Genomic DNA, 18,086 nt, shown 5'->3' on the forward strand with positions numbered 1-18,086 from the left:
TCTCTCTCCCTGGGCTCCGCCATTAGGGTTGTGAAGGTTCTGGTGTGAGCTATGCGGCGCGCGGATAGGCGCGCCACCGAGGGCAATGGGGTGGGAAGCGCGTTGACTGCGACCACAGCGTCGGTGCACGACGTTCTCAAGGCGATCCGTGATGGCTCCACCGGGAACCGGGACCGGGGGACCCGCTTCGAGGAGTTCATGGTCCAGTACCTCAGCACCGACCCGCAGTGGACTGAGCAGTTCAGCCGCGTGTGGATGTGGGCCGACTGGCCCGGGGCCGAGCACGACAAACGGGATACGGGCATCGACCTGGTCGCGCAGGACCGGGAGACGGGTGGCTTCTGCGCCATCCAGTGCAAGTTCTACGAGCCGCACCACACGATCCACAAGGAGGACATCGACTCCTTCTTCACGGCGTCCGGCAAGGGCGCCTTCACCCGCCGGATGATCATCTCCACCACGGACAAGTGGAGCGAGCACGCCGAGTCGGCCCTGGACGACCAGCAGATCCCCGTCACCCGGCTCGGACTGTCGGACATCGCCAACAGCCCGGTGGAATGGCGCGTGCCTGCTCCGGGGCCGCACGCCGAGTTCGCGATGACGCTGCGGGAGAAGAAGACGCCACGCCCCCACCAGCGTGATGCGATCACCGACGTCTTCGCCGGCTTCGCCGAGCACGACCGAGGCAAGCTCATCATGGCCTGCGGCACCGGCAAGACCTTCACCAGCCTGAAGATCGCTGAGCGTCTCCAGCGTGAACGGGTCGAGGCAGGGCAGGGCGACCACACCACCGTCCTGTTCCTGGTCCCCTCCATCGCCCTTCTCTCGCAGACGCTGCGCGAGTGGTCGTACGAGGCTGAGGCACCGCTGCGCGCCTTCGCCGTCTGCTCGGACACCAAGGTCGGTAAGCAGAAGGCCCAGGGCGACGACAAGGACATGTCCACCCACGACCTGGCCCTGCCCGCCACCACGGACCCGGACCAACTGGTCGCGCAGATGGCCAGCGTCGAGGCCACGCCAGGACTGACGGTGGTGTTCTCCACCTACCAGTCCATCGCGACTGTCTCGGCCGCCCAGAAGAAGGGCCTGCCGCGGTTCGACCTCATCCTGTGCGACGAGGCCCACCGCACCACCGGCGTCACCCTGTCCGGCCACGACGAGTCCGCGTTCGTCCGCGTCCATGACGACAGCTTCATCGGCGCAGACCACCGCCTATACATGACCGCGACCCCGCGGGTCTACAACGACGACACCAAGCAGGACGCCAAGACCGCCGACGCAGCCGTCGCCTCAATGGACGACGAGTCGAAGTACGGCCCCGAGTTCCACCGCCTCGGCTTCGGCAAGGCCGTAGAGCAAGGCCTACTCACCGACTACAAGGTCCTCATCCTCACCATCGACGAAGATGTGGTCGCCAAGACCCTCCAGGAGGGCTTCGCCGGCGGCACCTCCGAACTGAACATCGACGACGCCGCGAAAATCATCGGCTGCTGGAACGCGATGGCCAAACGCACCGGCACCTTCGCCGACGGCTCCGGCTTCGGCAAGGACGAAGCCCCGATGAAGCGAGCCGTCGCCTTCGCCCGCTCGATCGCCGACTCCAAGGCCATCATGGAGCGCTTCAACGAGGTCGTCGACGCCTACGACGACGCCGACGATGACGTGCTGCACTGCGAGGTCGACCACGTCGACGGCACCTTCAACACCCTCCAGCGCAACCGGCTCCTCGACTGGCTCAAGCAGGACCCCGGGCCGGCCAACGCGCGCATCCTGTCTAACGCCCGCTGTCTGTCCGAAGGCGTGGACGTACCAAGCTTGGACGCGGTGCTGTTCCTGCATCCGCGCAACTCCGTGGTGGACGTGGTCCAGTCGGTCGGCCGCGTCATGCGCATCGCGCCCGGCAAGAACTACGGCTACATCATCCTGCCCGTCGCAGTCCCTGCCGGGATGACCCCGGAGAAGGCACTCGCGGACAACCAGCGCTTCAAGACCGTCTGGCAGGTCCTCCAGGCCCTGCGCGCCCACGACGACCGGTTCAACGCCACCGTCAACCAGATCGAGCTGAACAAGAAGAAGCCCGACACCATCGGCATCGGGCACGTCGGTGCCGGTGACGAGACGGTCGGCGACAAAGACGGCTCCAGCACCGCGGACAGCGCCAAGGATGCCAAGGAGAAGGAAGCCCAGAGCGCCCAGCACGTCCAGGACGCCCTGTTCTCCATAAGCGACTGGCGCGATGCCATCTACGCCCGCATCGTCGACAAGGTCGGCGAACGTCACTACTGGGAGGACTGGGCCAAGGACATCGCCCAGATCGCCGACCGCCACGTCACACGGATCAAGGCTGCGCTCGCCCTCCCCGACAAGCAGGCTGCGTTCGAGGAGTTCGTCGCCGAGCTGCGCGCGACCATAAACCCAGGCGTGACCGATGACGCGGCTGTCGACATGCTCGCCCAGCACATCGTCACCAAGCCCGTCTTCGACGCTCTGTTCAAGGACTACGGCTTCGCCGAGCACAACCCGGTCTCCAAGGCCATGCAGCACATGCTCGACATCCTCGACGACACCGGCCTAGACGCCGAGACCAAAACCCTAGAGGGCTTCTACGAGTCGGTACGGGTACGCGCGGAGGGCATCGACAACCACGAAGGCCGCCAGCGCGTCATCGTCGAGCTGTACGACAAGTTCTTCAAGACCGCCCTGAAGAAGACTGCTGAAGCCCTCGGCATCGTCTACACCCCGATCGAGGTCGTCGACTTCATCATCCGCTCCACCGAACAGGCGCTGAACAAGCACCTCGGCAAGTCCCTGTCCGACGAGGGTGTTCATGTCATCGACCCCTTCGTCGGCACCGGCACGTTCCCCGTGCGGCTCCTCCAGTCCGGGCTCATCAAGCCCGACGACCTCCTGCGCAAGTACACCAGCGAACTACACGCCAACGAGATCGTGTTGCTCGCGTACTACATCGCGGCAGTCAACATCGAGGCAGCCTTCCACGACCTCGCCGGCGGCAACTACCGACCGTTTGAGGGCATCGTCCTTGCTGACACCTTCCAGCTCGCGGAAGGCACGGCACAGCTCGACGGCATGGACGTCCTGGAAGGCAACAGCGAACGAGCGAAGAAGCAGAAGGCCCAGCCAATCACGGTCGTCATCGGCAACCCGCCCTACTCGGTGGGGCAGGATAGCCAGAACGACGACAACAAGAACCTCAAATACGAGATCCTGGACAGCCGCATCCAGGAGACATACGCCGCTAAGTCGACGGCGACCCTCAAAAACTCGCTCTACGACTCCTACATCCGCGCCATCCGCTGGGCCTCCGACCGCATCGAGGACGAAGGCGTAGTTGCCTTCGTCTCCAACGGCGGCTACATCGACGGCAACACGGCCGACGGCTTGCGCAAGTCGCTGGGCGAGGAGTTCGATGCGATCTACTGCTACAACCTGCGCGGCAACCAGCGCACTGCCGGAGAGCAGGCCAAGAAGGAAGGCGGCAAGATCTTCGGCTCGGGCAGCCGGAACACTGTCGCCATCCTGATGCTCGTCAAAAGCGACAGGAACGGCACCCCCGCATCCGACTGCGAGTTGTACTACCACGAGGTCGAGGACTACCTCACCCGCGAGGAGAAGCTGAGCGAGCTTCGTAACCAGGACCTGGACACCGTGAAGTGGAAGCAAATCCAGCCAAACGCCGACGGCGACTGGATCAACCAGCGTGACGAACGCTACGCAAATTTCCAGGCGATCGGCGACAAGGATAAGAGCGCGGCGGCGACGCCCATTTTCGCACTGCACTCTGGCGGACTCAAAACCAACCGTGACGCGTGGGTCTACAACTTCTCCGAGCGGAAGCTTGGCGAAAATGTGGAATCCATGATCGAATTCTATAATGGCCAGGTTGAGGAATTCGCTGACCACTGCAAGATTCGGGCAAACGCAACCCCGAGCGTTGCAGATGTGGAGAGATTCATTGATTTCGACCAAAAGAAGATCAGCTGGTCCTCTACTCTAATTCCCAAGGTTGCGCGGGGCCAAAGGGTTGAGTTCGATTCGAACCGTTTGGTTTCTAGCCTTTACCGCCCCTTCTGCCGACAGCATGTCTACTTCGAGCAGAGCCTTAATGACCGTCCCGGCAAGCTGCCACAGATGTTCCCGACGCCAGACCGCGAGAACTTCGGCTTCTACGTCAACGGCTTCCACGCGACGAGCGAGTTCACCTTGCTCGCAACCGACGCCCTGCCCTGCCTTGACGTATTTGGAAAGGGAGGATTCTTCTTCCCTCGCTACACCTACCGCGAACTCGCCGTCGAGGGAGGCTTCGACCTCGGGGAGGACGAAGGCTACGAGCGCATCGACAACATCACCGACGCTGCCCTGGCCGGCTACCGCAAGGCGTACCCCGACCTAGCCATCACCAAGGATGACGTCTTTTACTACACCTACGGCTTGCTCCATTCCCCGGAGTACCGCGAGCGCTTCGCCGCGGACCTGAAGAAGTCCCTGCCGCGCATCCCCAAGGTGCGTGACTTCCACGGCTTCGCCGAGGCCGGTCGTAAGCTCGCCGACCTGCACATCAACTACGAGCAGGCCGAGCCGTACAAGGGCATCGTCGAGACGGTGACCGGTGACGCGACTGCCACGCCTGCGACCGAGCTGTATCGGGTCGCCAAGATGAAGATCCCGAAGATCAAGGGGCAGGCCGACCGGTCGACGATCGGCTACAACACCCGGGTCAAGCTGACCAACATCCCCGAGGAGGCGTACCGCTACCAGCTGGGCGCTCGCTCCGCGATCGAGTGGATCATCGACCGCTACCAGGTCAAGGTCGACAAGGCGTCGGAGATCGTCAACGACCCCAACGACTGGTCCGACGATCCGAGGTACATCATCGACCTGCTCAAGCGCATCGTCACGGTCAGCCTGGAGACGATGAAGATCGTGGATGCTCTTCCGGCACTGGACATCCTGGAGTAGCCCGACGGCCAACTCGTCGGGAAAGCCGCTTCTGCTACAGTCCGCGCCCGCGTGTCTTGAGCGAGCGCGCGGCCGGGAGAGGCGCCGGCGGTTATGCCGCTACAGCGTCCGGACGGCAGGGGTCGCGCATCCCCGGCCGCCGGCGCCACCCCTTATCGGCTTCCGGGCCCCCGCCTCCTCCCCCCGGGCGCGGGGGCCCGGATCTGCGGCCCGCCGTCAGGTCGGCTCAGAACAGGGCGATCGTCTCCAACTGCGGGTCGGGCTCCAGCTCGTCGGCGTCGGGCTCCAGGCTGAGGTCAATCTCTAGCTGCTCGCCGGGCCTCGGCAGGTTCACGATCTCCAGCGAGCCGGTACAGGACACCAGGGCGTCACCGAACCCGCTGGGCCGCTCAGCGGGGTCATGCCTCCACAGCCGGCCCTTCGCGGGCGCACCGGCGACGTGGCCGGCGGCGATCATCCGGCCGCAGCATCCGCACTCAACTCGGGGCATTTTCACGCGAACCAGTCTGCCGGAGGCCGGCCTGCCGCGCCTGCCTCACTCAAACCGGATGCACGCGCGCATACCCCCTTGAGAGTCTGATCACCTCAACTAGGGGGACGGGAGCCCGGCTTTGATCATCCTGGACACCAGCATTCTCCGCTCGTTCGGCCCGCAGAGCAGCATCGCTGATCTTCTGCGCACCATCAGCGTCGTGGGCCTGGACCGAATCGGCGCTCCATGGATGGTGCTGGAGGAACTGGCCGCTCAACAGGCCATCAAGTACGAGGAGCAGCACCAGCGGGCAGCTGACGCCCTCGACGCGCTGCGGCACGCCGCACCGTGGCACAACCTGAACGTGGAACTCGGGCCGGCCCAGCCCGAGCAGGCGCGGGAGCACTGGCGGTCCACCTGGGGCAATCTCGTCGAGGTTATCCCCACCAGCGAGAAAGCGCTGCGGCAGGCCCTGTTCCGGGAGGCGAACCTCCTGGCGCCGTGCAGGGAGTCGAAGAACCAGAAGACAGGCGCCCGGGACGCCGCGATCTGGCTGTCCGCGGTCGAGTACGCGCGCAAGAACCCGACCGAACGCGTGTACTTCGTCAGCGCCAACACCAAGGACTTCGGTGACGGGTCCTCGTTCCCGTACCCGATGAACGAGGACATCGCCGGCCTGGCCGACCGATTCACCTTGATGACCAGCATGGATGATGTAGCGGCCCGGTTCACCGAGCCGGCCGACGCGGACCCGAGGCTCGTCGAGGAGATCCTCGTCTCGGAAGACATCTGGGAGTACATCACCACGGTGTCGGGACTTCTCGCACGTCTCTCGTCCCCGGTAGTCAACTTCAGCGTGCCCACGCTGGACGGCAGCGCGGCCTCCGCGACGGCTGACCGGTGGGTCACCACGAGAGTGCACCTCGACCTGATCGAGGACGTTCAGGCCTACCGCATCGGTACCCAGGTGTGGTGTACCGCCTCCGTCGACTGGAACCTCGTCGGGATGGCCGACAGCCACCTCTTCGGAGTGGTAGCGGGCGCCCTCTGCTGGCCGACGGTCATCCTGTTCCGCCTGGATCCCGCCAACGCGCACCCGACTCTCCTTCGCAGCCACGTCCCCCGGCCGGTATCCGCAGACGTGCTGCGAAAACTCGACGTCGCTCCAGCCGACGCCACCTCCGTAGAAGCGGAAACGCTGGCGGCCAGGGCAGCCATCACCCGAACGCTGCGCCCCCGCCGCAGCCGCCGCCGCCTTCACTCCTACCCCCAGCAGAGCACGCTGTTCCGACCGGAGCCGTTCCCGACCCTGGACGACATGGGCGACGAATAGGTCGGCGGTGGGCCCGGGCACCAAGGCGGGTCGTCAGCAGTCGGGCCTCACTTGCCGATCCTCCGCCCGTACGGTGCCGCCGCTCCACTCACCAGCCCTCCCCGCCCGAACTGGCCAGGCATGGGTGCGGTCGGCAGCGGGGCGTGGACGATGGCGCCCTGGTTGACCTCGGGGATCAGGCCGTACACGAGGATGCACGAGGCGTCGATACGGCCCGGCGAGTCCTGGTCGCTGGGCTGCCAGGTCGCCCACTCGTTCTCCAGGTCGACGAACGCCCCACGCAGCCGGATACGGTCCTCCACCATCTGCTGGGCGATCGGCTCCGCGCGCAGCAGCTTGCCCTGCTTGGCGTTGATCGGGTCGATGCCCGGCATCAGCTTGCCCTCGGGGATATGCCCCTCGTCCTGCAGAGCCTTCCACGCGGTACCGATCGCGAGGAGGCACATGTCGCGGCCGTAGTTCCACTCGACGTAGATCACGCCCGCGTTCGTCTCGTGAGCGAGCAGGCACGCGGTGCGGGACCACTCGGCCGACGACATGGCCTTCGTCTTGTCGTGCGTGATCCACACACGGTTGTCGGCGCCGAGGAACCCGCCGATGACGCCCGCGGTGTCCCGGCCCCCGCCGGACGGGTCGATCGCCACGGCGATCCTCTGCGGCTCCACCACGGTGACACCGTCACGGATGCTGCGCAGCAGATCCCGGGAGACGAGCGCGCCCTCAGACGGCTGCGGATCGCCCTGCGACAGGGCGTGCCAGTCCCGGACACTGGAACCGTCCTTGTCGGCCTTCCACCACACCTTGAGGGCCCTCCGGTTGCGGGTGGGGATCTTCGGGTGCGTCAGCGGGTCGCCGTCCCTGCGGCCGAGCGGGTCGGGGCCGAACTTGCTGGGGTTGGCGATCGCCGGGAGGTGGACGACCTTCCACTTCCCGCCGTCCTCGAGCCGGCCGTCCTCTTCGAGCCGGCGGCCCGCGAAATCATCCGGATGCCAGCGGGTCTGAATGGCCACCACCGCGTTACGGTCCGGCTGCAGTCGCTTCAGCGCGGCCGACGACCACCAGTCGTGCACACGGTCGCGCATCTTCTTCGACTCGGCCTCAGCGCGGTCCTTGTGCGGGTCGTCGACCACGAGCAGGTTGACCGGGAAGCCGGTCAGGCCGGCTCCGAGACTCACGGAGCGGACACCGCCGCCCTGGTTCGTGTCGTAGTCCTGCGCGGCCTCGGAGCCGGGCAGCAGCGACAGGTCGTACTCGCCGCCGTGCTCTGTGACGTACTGCCGGATGGCCTTGCCGCGCCGCAGGGCCAGGTCATCCGAGTACGAGGCGACGGCCACACGGTCCTCGCCGTGAAGCAGCAGCCACCAGAACGGGAACCACTCCGCGACGGTCGTCGACTTGCCGACCTGGGCCGGGGTGATGACGAGCAGCCGGTTGTACTCGCCGTGCTCCAAACCCACGAGTGCGTCGCTGATGACCTTCAGGTGCGGGCGCATCCGGTAGCCGGGATCGAGGCCCCGCGCGAGCGTCGCCGGATCGCGCAGCAGGTCCTTGGCGGTGGCCTGCTTGGCAGCCTGGAGCCGCCGGTACACCTCCGCGTCGTCGAGGTGGCCCAGCTCGCCGAATGCAGGCTGCGCCGTCATTCGTCACCGCTGCGCTCGTCCACGGCCGGGTCGGGCGCGTCCTCCTCGGCGTCCTCGTCCTGGTCCTCGTCGTCGAGCGGATACGTCTCGTCGTCGTCCTCGTCGTCGGCGTCGTCCATGGCCTTGGCGCGCTGAGCGACGGTCGCGGCCAGCTCGGCGAGGCGTACCCGTCGCTGCTCCATCGGCAGGGCCGCGAACTCCTGGATCTGGACGGCAAGCGGGTCGCCTCCGGGGCCGGTGACCGCGATCGTCTCTGTCGGGTCGCCGAGGAGGGTCCGCCGCCACTTCATCGTCGTGTCCACGAACCGGGTGAACTCGGCGAGGGTCATCTCAGGGGCGAGCTGCTGCACCTGGGGCAGGGCCTGGCCGATCATGCCGGTCATGATCCGCATGATCTTGACGTCCTCGCGGGCCGCCCGTCGGCGCTCTTCTTCCATCTCGGCGGCGTACTGGCGGGACAGGTGGGCGTCGTATGCGGCGGCCCGTTCCTGCCAGCGGAAGCGGGTGGCGATGACCTGGGCGCTACGGTGCGTGAAATTCAACGCCTCTGCAACGGCGCTCAACGTACGTGCAACACCTTGATCGCGGAACGTGAGGAACTGGCCATGCTTCTTGGCTGTCTCGCCGGGCTGTCGCTCCCAGGGGTCCAGCGTGGGGTCGAGGGTGATGCGGTCACTCATGGTGCTCACGGTTCCTGGGGGTGAGGAGGGTGCCCGCGAAGCCTGTACAGGGGGTCCTCGCGGGCGTGGTGGGGCGGGGGTCAGGCGGTGGCCGGCTCGTCCTGCTCGGCGGCTTCCTGGGCGTGCTGCTCGACCTCTCGGCGGGCGATGTCCGTGAGCAGGGCGATCATCGTGGTGAAGTTCCGGACGTCCTTGCAGCGGCCGAAGGCATACACCGCGGAAGCGAACTCCTCGAACACCTCCGCAGGGGCGACGCCGACGAGGTCCGTGCCGCTGGCGATGGCCGTGCACGCCTCCTTGAAGTCCTCCATCTGGTGCGGGAGGAACATGAGCGTCGCGGCCCGCCAGTCGAACTCTCCGTGCGGGATGGCGAGCTTCGTGTCGTCGGGTTCGACGGTGGGGAGGTGCTCCTCGTCGAGGCCGGTGGCGATCAGGTCGTCCACGTTGTCGATCATCGCGACGAGCTGGGCGAGGACGTCCTTGTCGGGGTCGCCGTGGAGTTCGTTGTGGGCGATCTGCTTGGCGATGACCTCGGAGCGGCGCATCGTGCGGGTGTCAATGATGGCCGGGATGCGCTGGAGGCCCGCGGCGCGTGCCGCCCGGGAGCGGTGGTGCCCGGAGACCACCTCGATGGGGCCGGTGCCGCCGGGCTGGTGGCAGTACGGGAGGGACTCGACCATGCCGCGCTTGCGGATGTTGCCGGCGAGCCGCTCGAAGTGGCGGGGCTGCATGACCTGGGCGTTGATGTCCTGCTCGCGGAGCGAGGTGACGTCGACCCACTTGATGTACAGGTCCTCGCCGATCTGCATGGTGTCCTGCGGCGGGTTGCTGATGTCCCAGGACATGCCTGTCGGGGCGGACTCTGGGGCCGGGGCCGGCTCCTGGTCCTGGGGGGCCGGGGTGGTCACTTCTTCTTCGCCTTGCTGCGGCTTGCCCGCCATGACTTCTCCTTCGCCGTGAACGTGCTGAGGGTGGTGGGGATGTCGTCCAGGACCCAGTCGGCGCGGTACGACAGCTTGTAGCCGTCCGGGTGCTTGGCCCGCGATTCGAGCTGCATAAGGCCGCGCAGCCCCTTGGCCTCGGGGTGCCGGGTGTACTCGACGGTGACCAGGCCGTTCGACGCGGCCAGGAGGATCTCGGAGGCGCCGGTGAACACGAGCTTCGCGGTGTCGCGGCGCAGCGCGAGCATCGTCGCGAGGCGGGTCAGGCGCAGCTCGTAGTGCGGGGCGCCGAACGCGAACCGCATCAGCAGGTGCGTCGTGTACTTCGTCGCGCCCGGGTACGGGCGGGTCATCGTCTCGGCGCCGTAGCCGATGACGCCGGCCACGTAGCCGTCGACGACGACGAGCATGTTGTACGAGCCGGGGGCGGCGGCCAGGCGGTGCATCCACAGGTCTCGGTAGTAGTCCACCTCGGTGCCCTTGGCGGCGATGACCTCTACGCGGGACTGGTCGGTGACCTGGTGGTCCGGGGGGATGATCGGTAGGGAGGTAGGTCCGGTGGACCGGGACATGCCCAGGGCGACCTTGGGGCCTCCCGTGAGCTTGAAAATCTCCTCGGGCCGGTTGCTGATGACGAAGGCGCGGGCGACGTCGCCGAGCGGATGCGCGAACACCGGCATCTCGTGGGCCGCGATCCCGCTGCGCTCTTCCTGAAGGAACATCAGCAGCGCCGCCTTGTCGCGCATGTGGTCGGCGAGCCGCTTCATGTCGACCTCGGGGTCGAAAACCGCGTATCTGGGCTCCGACCACTCCACCCGCCCGCCGGTGTCGAAGAACTTCTCGAAGCCAGCTTTGTACGTGGGTGGGGCCGCGATGATGATCGTGTGGGGGTCGTCTTCCACCTCGGCGATGTGGTCCCACATGCACTTCGGGGTGAAGGAGACGCCGGGGAGCCGTTCGCCGATCGACTGGAGGGAGCTGGCGAGGCGGGCCTTGTGCTCGCCCTCCCGCTCCACCATGTCGGTGACGAGGTCAGCCCAGTACTGGGCCTCGCCCTTGGCCTGCATGCGCGCGAGCCAGTGGACGTACAGCATGTGCGCGGCCTGCTCGTGAGGCGGCGCGTCGGGCAGCTCGACCGGCTCGCCGTCGAGGGTCATGCCGATCGACAGCAGGTCGCCGCCGGACACGTACGTGCCGACGATGGCCGTGTAGAGCGTGACGTCGCTCGTCTCCATGCACGTCGGCGGGATGCCGGCGTTGGCGGCGACGAGGGCGGCGGCGAACGAGCCGACCCCCACCTCGACGTACCGGGTGTACTGCTTGCGGTCGAGCTTGTTGAACACCTGCCGGTAGAAGGCACGGTCGGGGGCCGAGGAGTTCCCGGCGAACAGCACGCCGGGCTGGGCGAATCCCGCGGGCATAGCGCTCCCAGGGGGAAGGAGGGGAGTCGCTCGGCCCACAACCAGCAGCGTTCGGGGGCACAGGGTAGCCGCTGGGCTGATCACCGCGATGCGCGCCGGCCCCGCTCGGGGGGGGTGAGCGGGGCCGGGGCTGGGACCGCGAGGGAGGACTCGAACCTCCAACCTCCGGCTACGAGAACCGGTGCTCCATCCAATCGAGCTGCTCGCGGTTGTGGCTATGACGCCGAGTCAGGATGGTAGCAGTTGCCCCGGTTCACCCTAACTTGCCTGGCGTACGGCCGGGTGACGGTCGATGAGGTCGAGCATGCGTGTGGTGGCCCTGGGGCCGTAGAAGCACTCCCTCCCCCACACCGGGAAGACGCCAGCGACCTCGAGTTCCGCCAGCACCTGCTGCTCCACCTCGCGGGCCACGCCGTCCGGCAGGCCGGTGAAGAGGCGCAGCACCCGGTCCAGGCCGATTTCCCGCCGATGGTCGGCCAGCCGGGGCCGGGGGTCGCCCGAGGTGATGCCGACCTTTACCAGCTCACCCCACTCGTCGGCGACCACGTACAGGACGTCCCATGCCTTGCCCGCGCAGGCCCTGCAGAGGCCATCGCCCTTCTGGAGGTTGTTGGGATACGGCCTGCATTCGTGGCCCTGAGCGCAGCGCACTCGGTGCGGCACGTTGGAACCCAGGTACCTCGGCTCCAGGAGCGTCGCGTCAAGCTCGGCGAGCCGGGCCAGGAACGCCGCCTCGGCCGCCTTGCGATCACATCCGGCGCAGACCCGACAGATGCCTTCCCCCTGCCGGACGTCGGACGGGCGCGGCTTGCAGTCGTGCCCCTGGGCGCAGCGCACTCGGTGCGGCTTGTTCGTTCCAAGCCACCGTTCCTCGAGGAAGGTTGCGTCGAGTTCGGCGAGTCGAGTCAGGAACGCCGCCTCAGCCGCCTTGGGATCGCATCCGGAGCAGGTCGGGCAGATGCCGCCGCCCTTCTTGACGTCGGACGGGCGCGGCTTGCAGTCGTGCCCCTGGGCGCAGCGCGCACGATGCCCCGTCTTGGCGCCCAGCCATTCCGATTCGAGGAGGGTTGCACCCAGCTCGGCGAGCCGGGCCAGGAACACGTCCCGTGCGGCCTGGGACTGCGGGGAGAGCGGGCGGGAGGTGGTGGTCACGGTTCCTTCCATCGGGCTTGAGAGCGGCCCGTGGCCGGGGAGCTGGGGCTCCCCGGCCACGGCTGGCGGTCTGCGGTCAGAACAGCGTCGGCGGGGCGGGCGGCTTGGGCCTGCGGGGCTGGGCCGGTGCCGCGTCGGCCGGGTTGGGGAGTTCCGGGATGTCCCAGCCGTATCGCTCGTCCGCCCACTGGGCGTACCAGCGGCGGTGGCAGCCGTCCGGGCCGTCCTTGCCGTTGACGTCCTCGAAGCACATCAGGCACGCCGGGGTGCCCGGGTGCGCGCGGGCGATGTCCTGGAGCGCGGTCAGGATCTCGTGCTCGTACATCCGCAGCCGCTCGCGGTACACCCTGCGCTCTAGCGGGATGTTGTTCACGCCCTTGAGCGGTCCCTGCATCAGCTCGTACGGGGCGAGGGCCTTGATGCTGAGGTAGCTGAAGCGCACGAACCGCGGCTTTCCGACGGTGATGCCCACCGGCAGGTAGCCGCTGTCGGGGCGCCAGTTCTGGTAGCGGGTGGTCGCCAGCTCCAGCGGTTGCACCACCCTCCTTCGTTCCACGGGCGGTTCGGGTGCTTCGAGGTCGAGCTTGCTGAGGTCGAGCATTCTGGCTGTGTCCTTCCTGAGAGGTAGGGGCCCCGGCCTGTCCGGGGCCCCGTGGTGCCGCCCGGGTCAGGCGGTGTCGGTGGTCTGGGTGGCCTCGGCGTCGGGGGCGATGCGGAGGGCGCCGGCGCGGACGGTAGCCGCGGTGGCGGCCTTGGCGAGGTTCTGACTGGCCTTCGTGGCGACCTGCCGCAGGTGGTCGATGCGCATCCGGTTGCCGGGGATCCCGCCGTGCGCACCAGCGAGGAGGAGCGCCAGCTCGTCCGGGTCCATGCTGGCGATCTCCAGCAGGATCTCGCCGGCCGCGCCGAGCTTGCCGATCTTGCTGACCAGCTTGTTGCGGTCGCTCACGATCCGCTCCCGCCGGTCGATGTCGGCCTCGGCCAGCTCGGGGAACATGCTGTCGTCGACCTTGCCCGGGTCGGGCGCCTCTTCGGCCAGGACGAACATCACGCTCTGGCTGGCCGCCTCCTGCTCCTCGGACCGCACCCGCTGGCAGAAGCCCTCAGCGTCCCTGATGGTGGAGAACTGGCCTCGGCTCCAGCGGGCGATGAACGCGTTCTGGTTGGCGGGGCTGATCTGGGCCGCGTACCAGGCGAGGCCGACCGGGACGTGGCCCTTGAGGAGTGCTTCCTGGACGGCGGGCACGAGCTTCAGGAGTGCGAGCCGGAGGTCGACGAAGTTGAAGCTCTTGCCGACCCGCTTGGCGACCTCTTCGGGGGTGAGGCCGAAGTCCACCAGCCTCTGGAACGCCCGCGCTTCCTCGAGGGGGGTCATGTCCGCGCGGCCGAGGTTCTCGGCCACCGACCGGGAGAAGGTCTCCAGGGTTTCGGCGCCGCCCTCCAGGCCGTGGACGATCATGGCGTGCATCTCGGTGAGTCCGGCCATCTGGGCCGCCCGCCAGCGCCGCTCGCCCGAGATGATCGCGTACCGCTTGGTGGCGGGCACGTAGCGGACGGTGATGGCCTGCTGCTGGCCGACCTCTTTCAGGCTGTCGGCCAGCTCCTGCAGCTTCTCCTCGTCGAAGACCTCGCGGGGCTGGTTCTCGTCGCGGTCGATGCGGTCGGTGGGGATCGTCTTGAGGCCGGTCTTGAGTTCGGCCGGCGCCGCCGGCGCCACCGGGGCCGCCTTCTGGGCGGGGGTCTTGCGGGCGGTCGGCTTCTTCGCCGGTGCCGCCTTCTTGTCCGTCGCCTTCTTGGTGGCCTTGGTGGTGGTGGCGGTCATGGCGTCCTCCTGGGTGGGTGGGTGGTGTGTCGCGCATTCATCATTCCGCCAACCCTCCGGGATAACCTCGTTATCACGATTGATTTGGTCAAGGAATCGGCAAGTATCCGCAGGTCACAGCCTCGATGACGGCTCTTGGGCGGGCGGCGCGCACCGGGCCGGGGCCCGTCACGCCGTCCGCTCAGGGGCGGCCGGCCGCCCGGCCGTCAGTGCTCGGCGCGGCGCAGCTCGCGCTTCTCGGCCTGGCGGGCCGAGCGCTTGCGGGCCCGGCGGGCCTTGCCGCCGTACTGGCCGGGGAAGTAGTAGCAGGTGCAGCCGCGGCGGGCGTACCGGCAGGCCCGGCGGTAGCCGGGGTTGGTCTTGGCGAGCATGCGGGCCATCGTGCGCTCCCTGGGTAGTGGTTGGTGTTCGTGCATTCATCATTCCGCCAACCCGCCGGGGTAACCTCGTTAAACCAATGAGTTTGGCCAAGGGATCGGCAAGGAACCCGCAGGTCAGGCCACATGCCGCCGCCCGCGCCCCGAGGTGGGGCGCGGGCGTGGCGGCCATCCGTCAGATGTGGGGGGCCAGCTGGCGGGCCGCGCGGGTGATGACGTTGTCGCCGCCGTGGCGGATCAGGTCGCGGGTGGCCTTCATCAGCTCACGGCGGGCCTTCTCGTGGCGCTCGGCCGCCTGCTGACGGAGGGTCTCTCCGGCCTTCAGCAGCGCCTCACTGTCGAGCTCGCCGCGGGTGACCGACCGGCGGACGGCCACGGCCCATTCGGTCCTGCCGCCTCGGACCAGCCGGCGCATCAGGTCGAGCGCGTCGCCCGCGTCGCCCGCGCCTGCGATCAGCTCGATTTCCTTGGTGAGGGTGGTGAGGTCCATCGCTCGCTCCCCGGTGGGTGGGTGGTTGATCTGCATTCATCCTTCCGCCAACCCTCCTGGCCAACCCCGTTAACCCGGCGGGTTTGGTCAAGGAATCGTCAGGGAAATCGCAGGTCAGGACGCGAACAGCTCGGCTTGTACCGGCTCGGGCGCCGGGGGTGCGGCGGGCTGCCCGTGGACGAGGTGCTCGGCGACCGTCCACCTGGTCCACTCGGGCACCCGCTCGCGGCGTCGGCTGCCGGACACGGCGGGGATGAGGAGGTCGGCGCGGGCGGTGTGCACGGTGCCGTCGAGGATCAGCCAGACCTCGCACATGGAGAGGCCGAGGGCGGCGACCATGGCCAGCTGGTGGATGTCCCCCCATCCGGGGTGCAGTGCACCTGGGCGGACCCAGACCCACGTGCCGAGGTTCACGTCGCCGGGCCCGGCCGGGGTGTGCTTCCTGTAGGGCGGGCGCTGCCGCACCGGCCGGGCGGGCTTCGGCGGGTAGTAGTGGCTCGGCGGGTAGTGCGGGTGCGCCTCGCGGGCCGCGCGGAGGTCGGCGGCCTGGGCGAGGACGACGTCGCGGTCGGTGTAGCAGCGGGGGCCGACGTGCCAGTTGCGGGGGCCGTTCTTCTCCCACCAGCTGGCCGCGCCGCACAAACAGCGGCTTTCCCGCAGGTGCTCCCCCGCGGTGCCGCAGGGCCAGGCAATGCCGCACGGGCGGCAGGTGGGCCGGCCGCTGTCCAGGCCGTGGGGAAGGTGGTCGTCGGGGAGGCGGATGGGGCGCGGCTTCCAGTCCATCGGGGTGCCCTTTCTCGGGTGGGTGGAGGATGAGGGCGGGGCCGGGGAGCGCTGCCTGTTCCCCGGCCCACGGTCTGTGCGGTCAGCCCTGCAGGACGTGGACGGCTTTGCCGCCCTCGCAGCAGGGGCCGAAGCAGAAGTACTCGCCCCCCTCGTCGTTCACCCGCTTGCCGCTGCCGTCACAGATCAGCGGCCGGTCGCACTGGCCGCGCTTCCCGGCGTCCTCCCCCGGCGTCCCTTGCGGCCGGTCACTGACGGCCGGGGTGGCGTCCTGGCCGGTGGTCTCGGGCAGGTCGATGCGGTAGACGTCGGGCTGGTCCCGGACCTGTTTCCAGCCGGCGTCCACGAGGGGGATGCTGATGCTCGCGAAGGTGCTCATGTCCAGGAGCGTGTTCCGGATGGTCGCGCGGTCCCGGTCGCCCAGCTTGCCGCGCGTGGTCTCGTCGTTGAAGCGCCAGATCGTTCCCTCGCCGTCGTGGACGGCGACCAGGACGCCGGCGTGGACGGTGATGGCGGTGGCGGTGGGCAGTTCCTCGCGGATGAGGCAGGCGATGCAGAAGACGCCGCGGTCGAGGAGCTGGCGCCGTTGCTTGGCGGCGTCCTGGTAGGCGTCTTCGAACCATTCGGCCAGGAACCTGCGGGGGACGGTCATGGGGTGCCCTTTCGGCGTGTCGGGGTGGAGGGGGTGCCGGGGCCAGGGAGCGCTGCCTGCTCCCCGGCCCGTCGGCTGCTTCTCAATCAGCCAGGACGTGGACGAAGTAGCCGGTGCCGTTGGGCCGGGAGCAGAGCTTCTCGCCCATCCGGTCGTTCACGCCCCGGCCGCTGGCGTCCCAGACGAGCAGCCGGTCGCACTGGGCGCACTGTCCGGCGTCCTCCCCCGGCGTCCCGTGCCGTGGGGTGTCGGGCGCGGTGGTGGTGGTGGTGGGCTTCTCGTGCATCTCCTCGAGGAACGCGAGGACCGAGTCCAGCGTCTGGACGCCGACCACGGTGACGTCGATGTTCTTGCTGGCCTCGTCGAAGTCGTCGGTGGCCACGATGCACTTCCGGCATCCGGCGTCCTGGGCCATGCGGACGGCGCTGGTGACGTCGTGGACGGAGCGGACCCGGCCGTCGAGCCCCAGCTCACCGATGAGGGCTACGCCGTTCAGTGCGGCCGGGTCGATGGCGCCGGCTGCGGCGAGCGCGGTGCAGGCGATCGCCAGATCGGCGCTGTAGCCGGAGGCGACCGTCCAGTGGGCGACGACCTTCATGCGGCCCGGCTGCCACTCCAGGTTGCTGTTCGCGATGGCCGCGCGGATCCGGTCGCGGGTCTCCCGGATGCACGCGTCGTCGAGGCCGTCGAGTTCGAATGCCGGGGTGACGCCGGGGGTGTACTCGGCGTGGATCGAGCCGTGCGCCCGGCTTGCGGGGAACTCGGCGGCCGCGGTGCCGGGCTGGGCGCCGGGAGGGAGGAGGATCGACCGGTACGGCTCGCCCTCGGCTGCGGTCTCCCAGCCGGTCTCTTCCAGCCCGCCGAACGGGAGCAGCTGCCGGAACAGGCCCTCGATGTCGTCGGCGAGGCTGTCGCACAGGGGGCTGGCCGGGGTGAAGGGGGCGCGGTACAGGGCCTTGCCGCTGTTGTCGCGGACCTCGTGCAGCTCGCCGTCGCTGGTGTCGACGGTGATGGCGGCGGCGTCGGGGAGGGCCTCGCGGATGAGGCGGGCGGCGTAGTCGAGGGTGACGAGGTGGAAGCACTGGCGGGCGTCGGTGGTGCGCTGCCGGGCGACCTCGGTGGCGTGGGAGAGGGCCGCGGTCATCGGGGCGATCTGGAGGGCAAGGTTCTCTTGGTTGGTGGCCGGGGTGACGGCCTTGACGAACTCGGCGTTGCAGCGCCGCATGAAGTCGCGGGCCTGGGTGGCGGTCATGGCTGGCTCCCTGGTGGTTGGTGGTGTGTCGCGCATTCATCCTTCCGCAAGCCCACCCGGATAACCTCGTTATCCGGGTGGGTTTGGTCAAGGA

Annotated in this window: 15 protein-coding genes and 1 tRNA gene; 2 read left to right on the top strand and 14 right to left on the bottom strand. The window is 68.3% G+C overall.

Annotated features, from left to right (window positions below; all coding sequences use genetic code 11):
* Positions 1-102: 102 nt before the first annotated feature.
* A complete protein-coding gene (locus ACVW19_RS01155) occupies positions 103-4,977 on the top strand; it encodes a DEAD/DEAH box helicase (RefSeq protein ID WP_457455685.1) in 4,875 nt (1,624 codons plus the stop codon).
* 226 nt (positions 4,978-5,203) lie between these two features.
* Here ACVW19_RS01155 and ACVW19_RS01160 read toward each other — a convergent pair whose 3' ends face one another.
* Positions 5,204-5,434 carry a hypothetical protein gene (locus tag ACVW19_RS01160; protein ID WP_457455686.1) on the bottom strand — a complete coding sequence of 77 codons (231 nt, stop codon included), beginning with the start codon at positions 5,432-5,434 and terminating at the stop codon, positions 5,204-5,206.
* A 154-nt stretch (positions 5,435-5,588) separates the two neighbouring features.
* On the opposite strand from ACVW19_RS01160, the gene ACVW19_RS01165 reads away from it, so the two are divergent.
* A complete protein-coding gene (locus ACVW19_RS01165; protein WP_457455688.1) occupies positions 5,589-6,782 on the top strand; it encodes a PIN domain-containing protein in 1,194 nt (397 codons plus the stop codon).
* A 47-nt stretch (positions 6,783-6,829) separates the two neighbouring features.
* Here the strand turns inward: ACVW19_RS01165 and ACVW19_RS01170 are convergent, their stop codons facing one another.
* From ACVW19_RS01170 to ACVW19_RS01230, 13 genes are all read right to left on the bottom strand, one after another.
* The gene (locus tag ACVW19_RS01170; protein WP_457455690.1) at positions 6,830-8,422 is read right to left on the bottom strand and encodes a terminase large subunit domain-containing protein; all 1,593 of its coding nucleotides are present in this window, start codon (positions 8,420-8,422) and stop codon (positions 6,830-6,832) included.
* Positions 8,419-9,102 carry a hypothetical protein gene (locus tag ACVW19_RS01175; RefSeq protein WP_457455691.1) on the bottom strand — a complete coding sequence of 228 codons (684 nt, stop codon included), beginning with the start codon at positions 9,100-9,102 and terminating at the stop codon, positions 8,419-8,421. The genes ACVW19_RS01170 and ACVW19_RS01175 overlap by 4 nt, the downstream gene beginning before the upstream one ends.
* Before the next feature lie 80 nt (positions 9,103-9,182).
* On the bottom strand, positions 9,183-10,043 hold the full coding sequence (locus tag ACVW19_RS01180; RefSeq protein ID WP_457455694.1) for a ParB N-terminal domain-containing protein: 861 nt from the start codon (positions 10,041-10,043) through the stop codon (positions 9,183-9,185).
* Entirely contained in the window at positions 10,007-11,464 is a 1,458-nt protein-coding gene (locus ACVW19_RS01185) for a putative antirestriction adenine methyltransferase (protein WP_457455696.1), read from the bottom strand. The genes ACVW19_RS01180 and ACVW19_RS01185 overlap by 37 nt, the downstream gene beginning before the upstream one ends.
* A gap of 131 nt (positions 11,465-11,595) precedes the next feature.
* Positions 11,596-11,674: transfer RNA gene (locus tag ACVW19_RS01190), tRNA-Arg, on the bottom strand.
* Positions 11,675-11,722: 48 nt separating this feature from the next.
* Positions 11,723-12,616: a hypothetical protein gene (locus tag ACVW19_RS01195; RefSeq protein WP_457455698.1), complete on the bottom strand. Its 894-nt coding sequence runs from the start codon at positions 12,614-12,616 to the stop codon at positions 11,723-11,725.
* Between the two features lie 76 nt (positions 12,617-12,692).
* Positions 12,693-13,217, bottom strand: coding sequence for a hypothetical protein (locus ACVW19_RS01200; RefSeq protein WP_457455700.1), 525 nt, complete (start codon positions 13,215-13,217; stop codon positions 12,693-12,695).
* 66 nt (positions 13,218-13,283) lie between these two features.
* Complete coding sequence (locus ACVW19_RS01205; protein WP_457455701.1) at positions 13,284-14,438, bottom strand: ParB/RepB/Spo0J family partition protein; 1,155 nt, start codon at positions 14,436-14,438, stop codon at positions 13,284-13,286.
* Positions 14,439-14,644: 206 nt separating this feature from the next.
* The gene (locus ACVW19_RS01210; RefSeq protein WP_457455703.1) at positions 14,645-14,818 is read right to left on the bottom strand and encodes a hypothetical protein; all 174 of its coding nucleotides are present in this window, start codon (positions 14,816-14,818) and stop codon (positions 14,645-14,647) included.
* A gap of 172 nt (positions 14,819-14,990) precedes the next feature.
* Entirely contained in the window at positions 14,991-15,305 is a 315-nt protein-coding gene (locus ACVW19_RS01215; protein ID WP_457455705.1) for a hypothetical protein, read from the bottom strand.
* Positions 15,306-15,419: 114 nt separating this feature from the next.
* Positions 15,420-16,088 carry a hypothetical protein gene (locus tag ACVW19_RS01220; RefSeq protein WP_457455707.1) on the bottom strand — a complete coding sequence of 223 codons (669 nt, stop codon included), beginning with the start codon at positions 16,086-16,088 and terminating at the stop codon, positions 15,420-15,422.
* Positions 16,089-16,170: 82 nt separating this feature from the next.
* Positions 16,171-16,740 carry a hypothetical protein gene (locus ACVW19_RS01225; protein WP_457455710.1) on the bottom strand — a complete coding sequence of 190 codons (570 nt, stop codon included), beginning with the start codon at positions 16,738-16,740 and terminating at the stop codon, positions 16,171-16,173.
* 82 nt (positions 16,741-16,822) lie between these two features.
* Positions 16,823-17,992 carry a magnesium chelatase domain-containing protein gene (locus ACVW19_RS01230; RefSeq protein WP_457455712.1) on the bottom strand — a complete coding sequence of 390 codons (1,170 nt, stop codon included), beginning with the start codon at positions 17,990-17,992 and terminating at the stop codon, positions 16,823-16,825.
* Positions 17,993-18,086 lie beyond the last annotated feature (94 nt).

Source organism: Streptomyces sp. TE5632 (assembly GCF_054061295.1).

Bases quoted from the DNA above. Each gene is read 5' to 3' on its own strand.
- ACVW19_RS01205 (WP_457455701.1), bottom strand. From the start codon at position 14,438: ATGACCGCCACCACCACCAAGGCCACCAAGAAGGCGACGGACAAGAAG.
- ACVW19_RS01220 (WP_457455707.1), bottom strand. From the start codon at position 16,088: ATGGACTGGAAGCCGCGCCCCATCCGCCTCCCCGACGACCACCTTCCC.
- ACVW19_RS01215 (WP_457455705.1), bottom strand. From the start codon at position 15,305: ATGGACCTCACCACCCTCACCAAGGAAATCGAGCTGATCGCAGGCGCG.
- ACVW19_RS01185 (WP_457455696.1), bottom strand. From the start codon at position 11,464: ATGCCCGCGGGATTCGCCCAGCCCGGCGTGCTGTTCGCCGGGAACTCC.
- ACVW19_RS01175 (WP_457455691.1), bottom strand. From the start codon at position 9,102: ATGAGTGACCGCATCACCCTCGACCCCACGCTGGACCCCTGGGAGCGA.
- ACVW19_RS01180 (WP_457455694.1), bottom strand. From the start codon at position 10,043: ATGGCGGGCAAGCCGCAGCAAGGCGAAGAAGAAGTGACCACCCCGGCC.
- ACVW19_RS01160 (WP_457455686.1), bottom strand. From the start codon at position 5,434: ATGATCGCCGCCGGCCACGTCGCCGGTGCGCCCGCGAAGGGCCGGCTG.
- ACVW19_RS01225 (WP_457455710.1), bottom strand. From the start codon at position 16,740: ATGACCGTCCCCCGCAGGTTCCTGGCCGAATGGTTCGAAGACGCCTAC.
- ACVW19_RS01230 (WP_457455712.1), bottom strand. From the start codon at position 17,992: ATGACCGCCACCCAGGCCCGCGACTTCATGCGGCGCTGCAACGCCGAG.
- ACVW19_RS01200 (WP_457455700.1), bottom strand. From the start codon at position 13,217: ATGCTCGACCTCAGCAAGCTCGACCTCGAAGCACCCGAACCGCCCGTG.
- ACVW19_RS01170 (WP_457455690.1), bottom strand. From the start codon at position 8,422: ATGACGGCGCAGCCTGCATTCGGCGAGCTGGGCCACCTCGACGACGCG.
- ACVW19_RS01210 (WP_457455703.1), bottom strand. From the start codon at position 14,818: ATGGCCCGCATGCTCGCCAAGACCAACCCCGGCTACCGCCGGGCCTGC.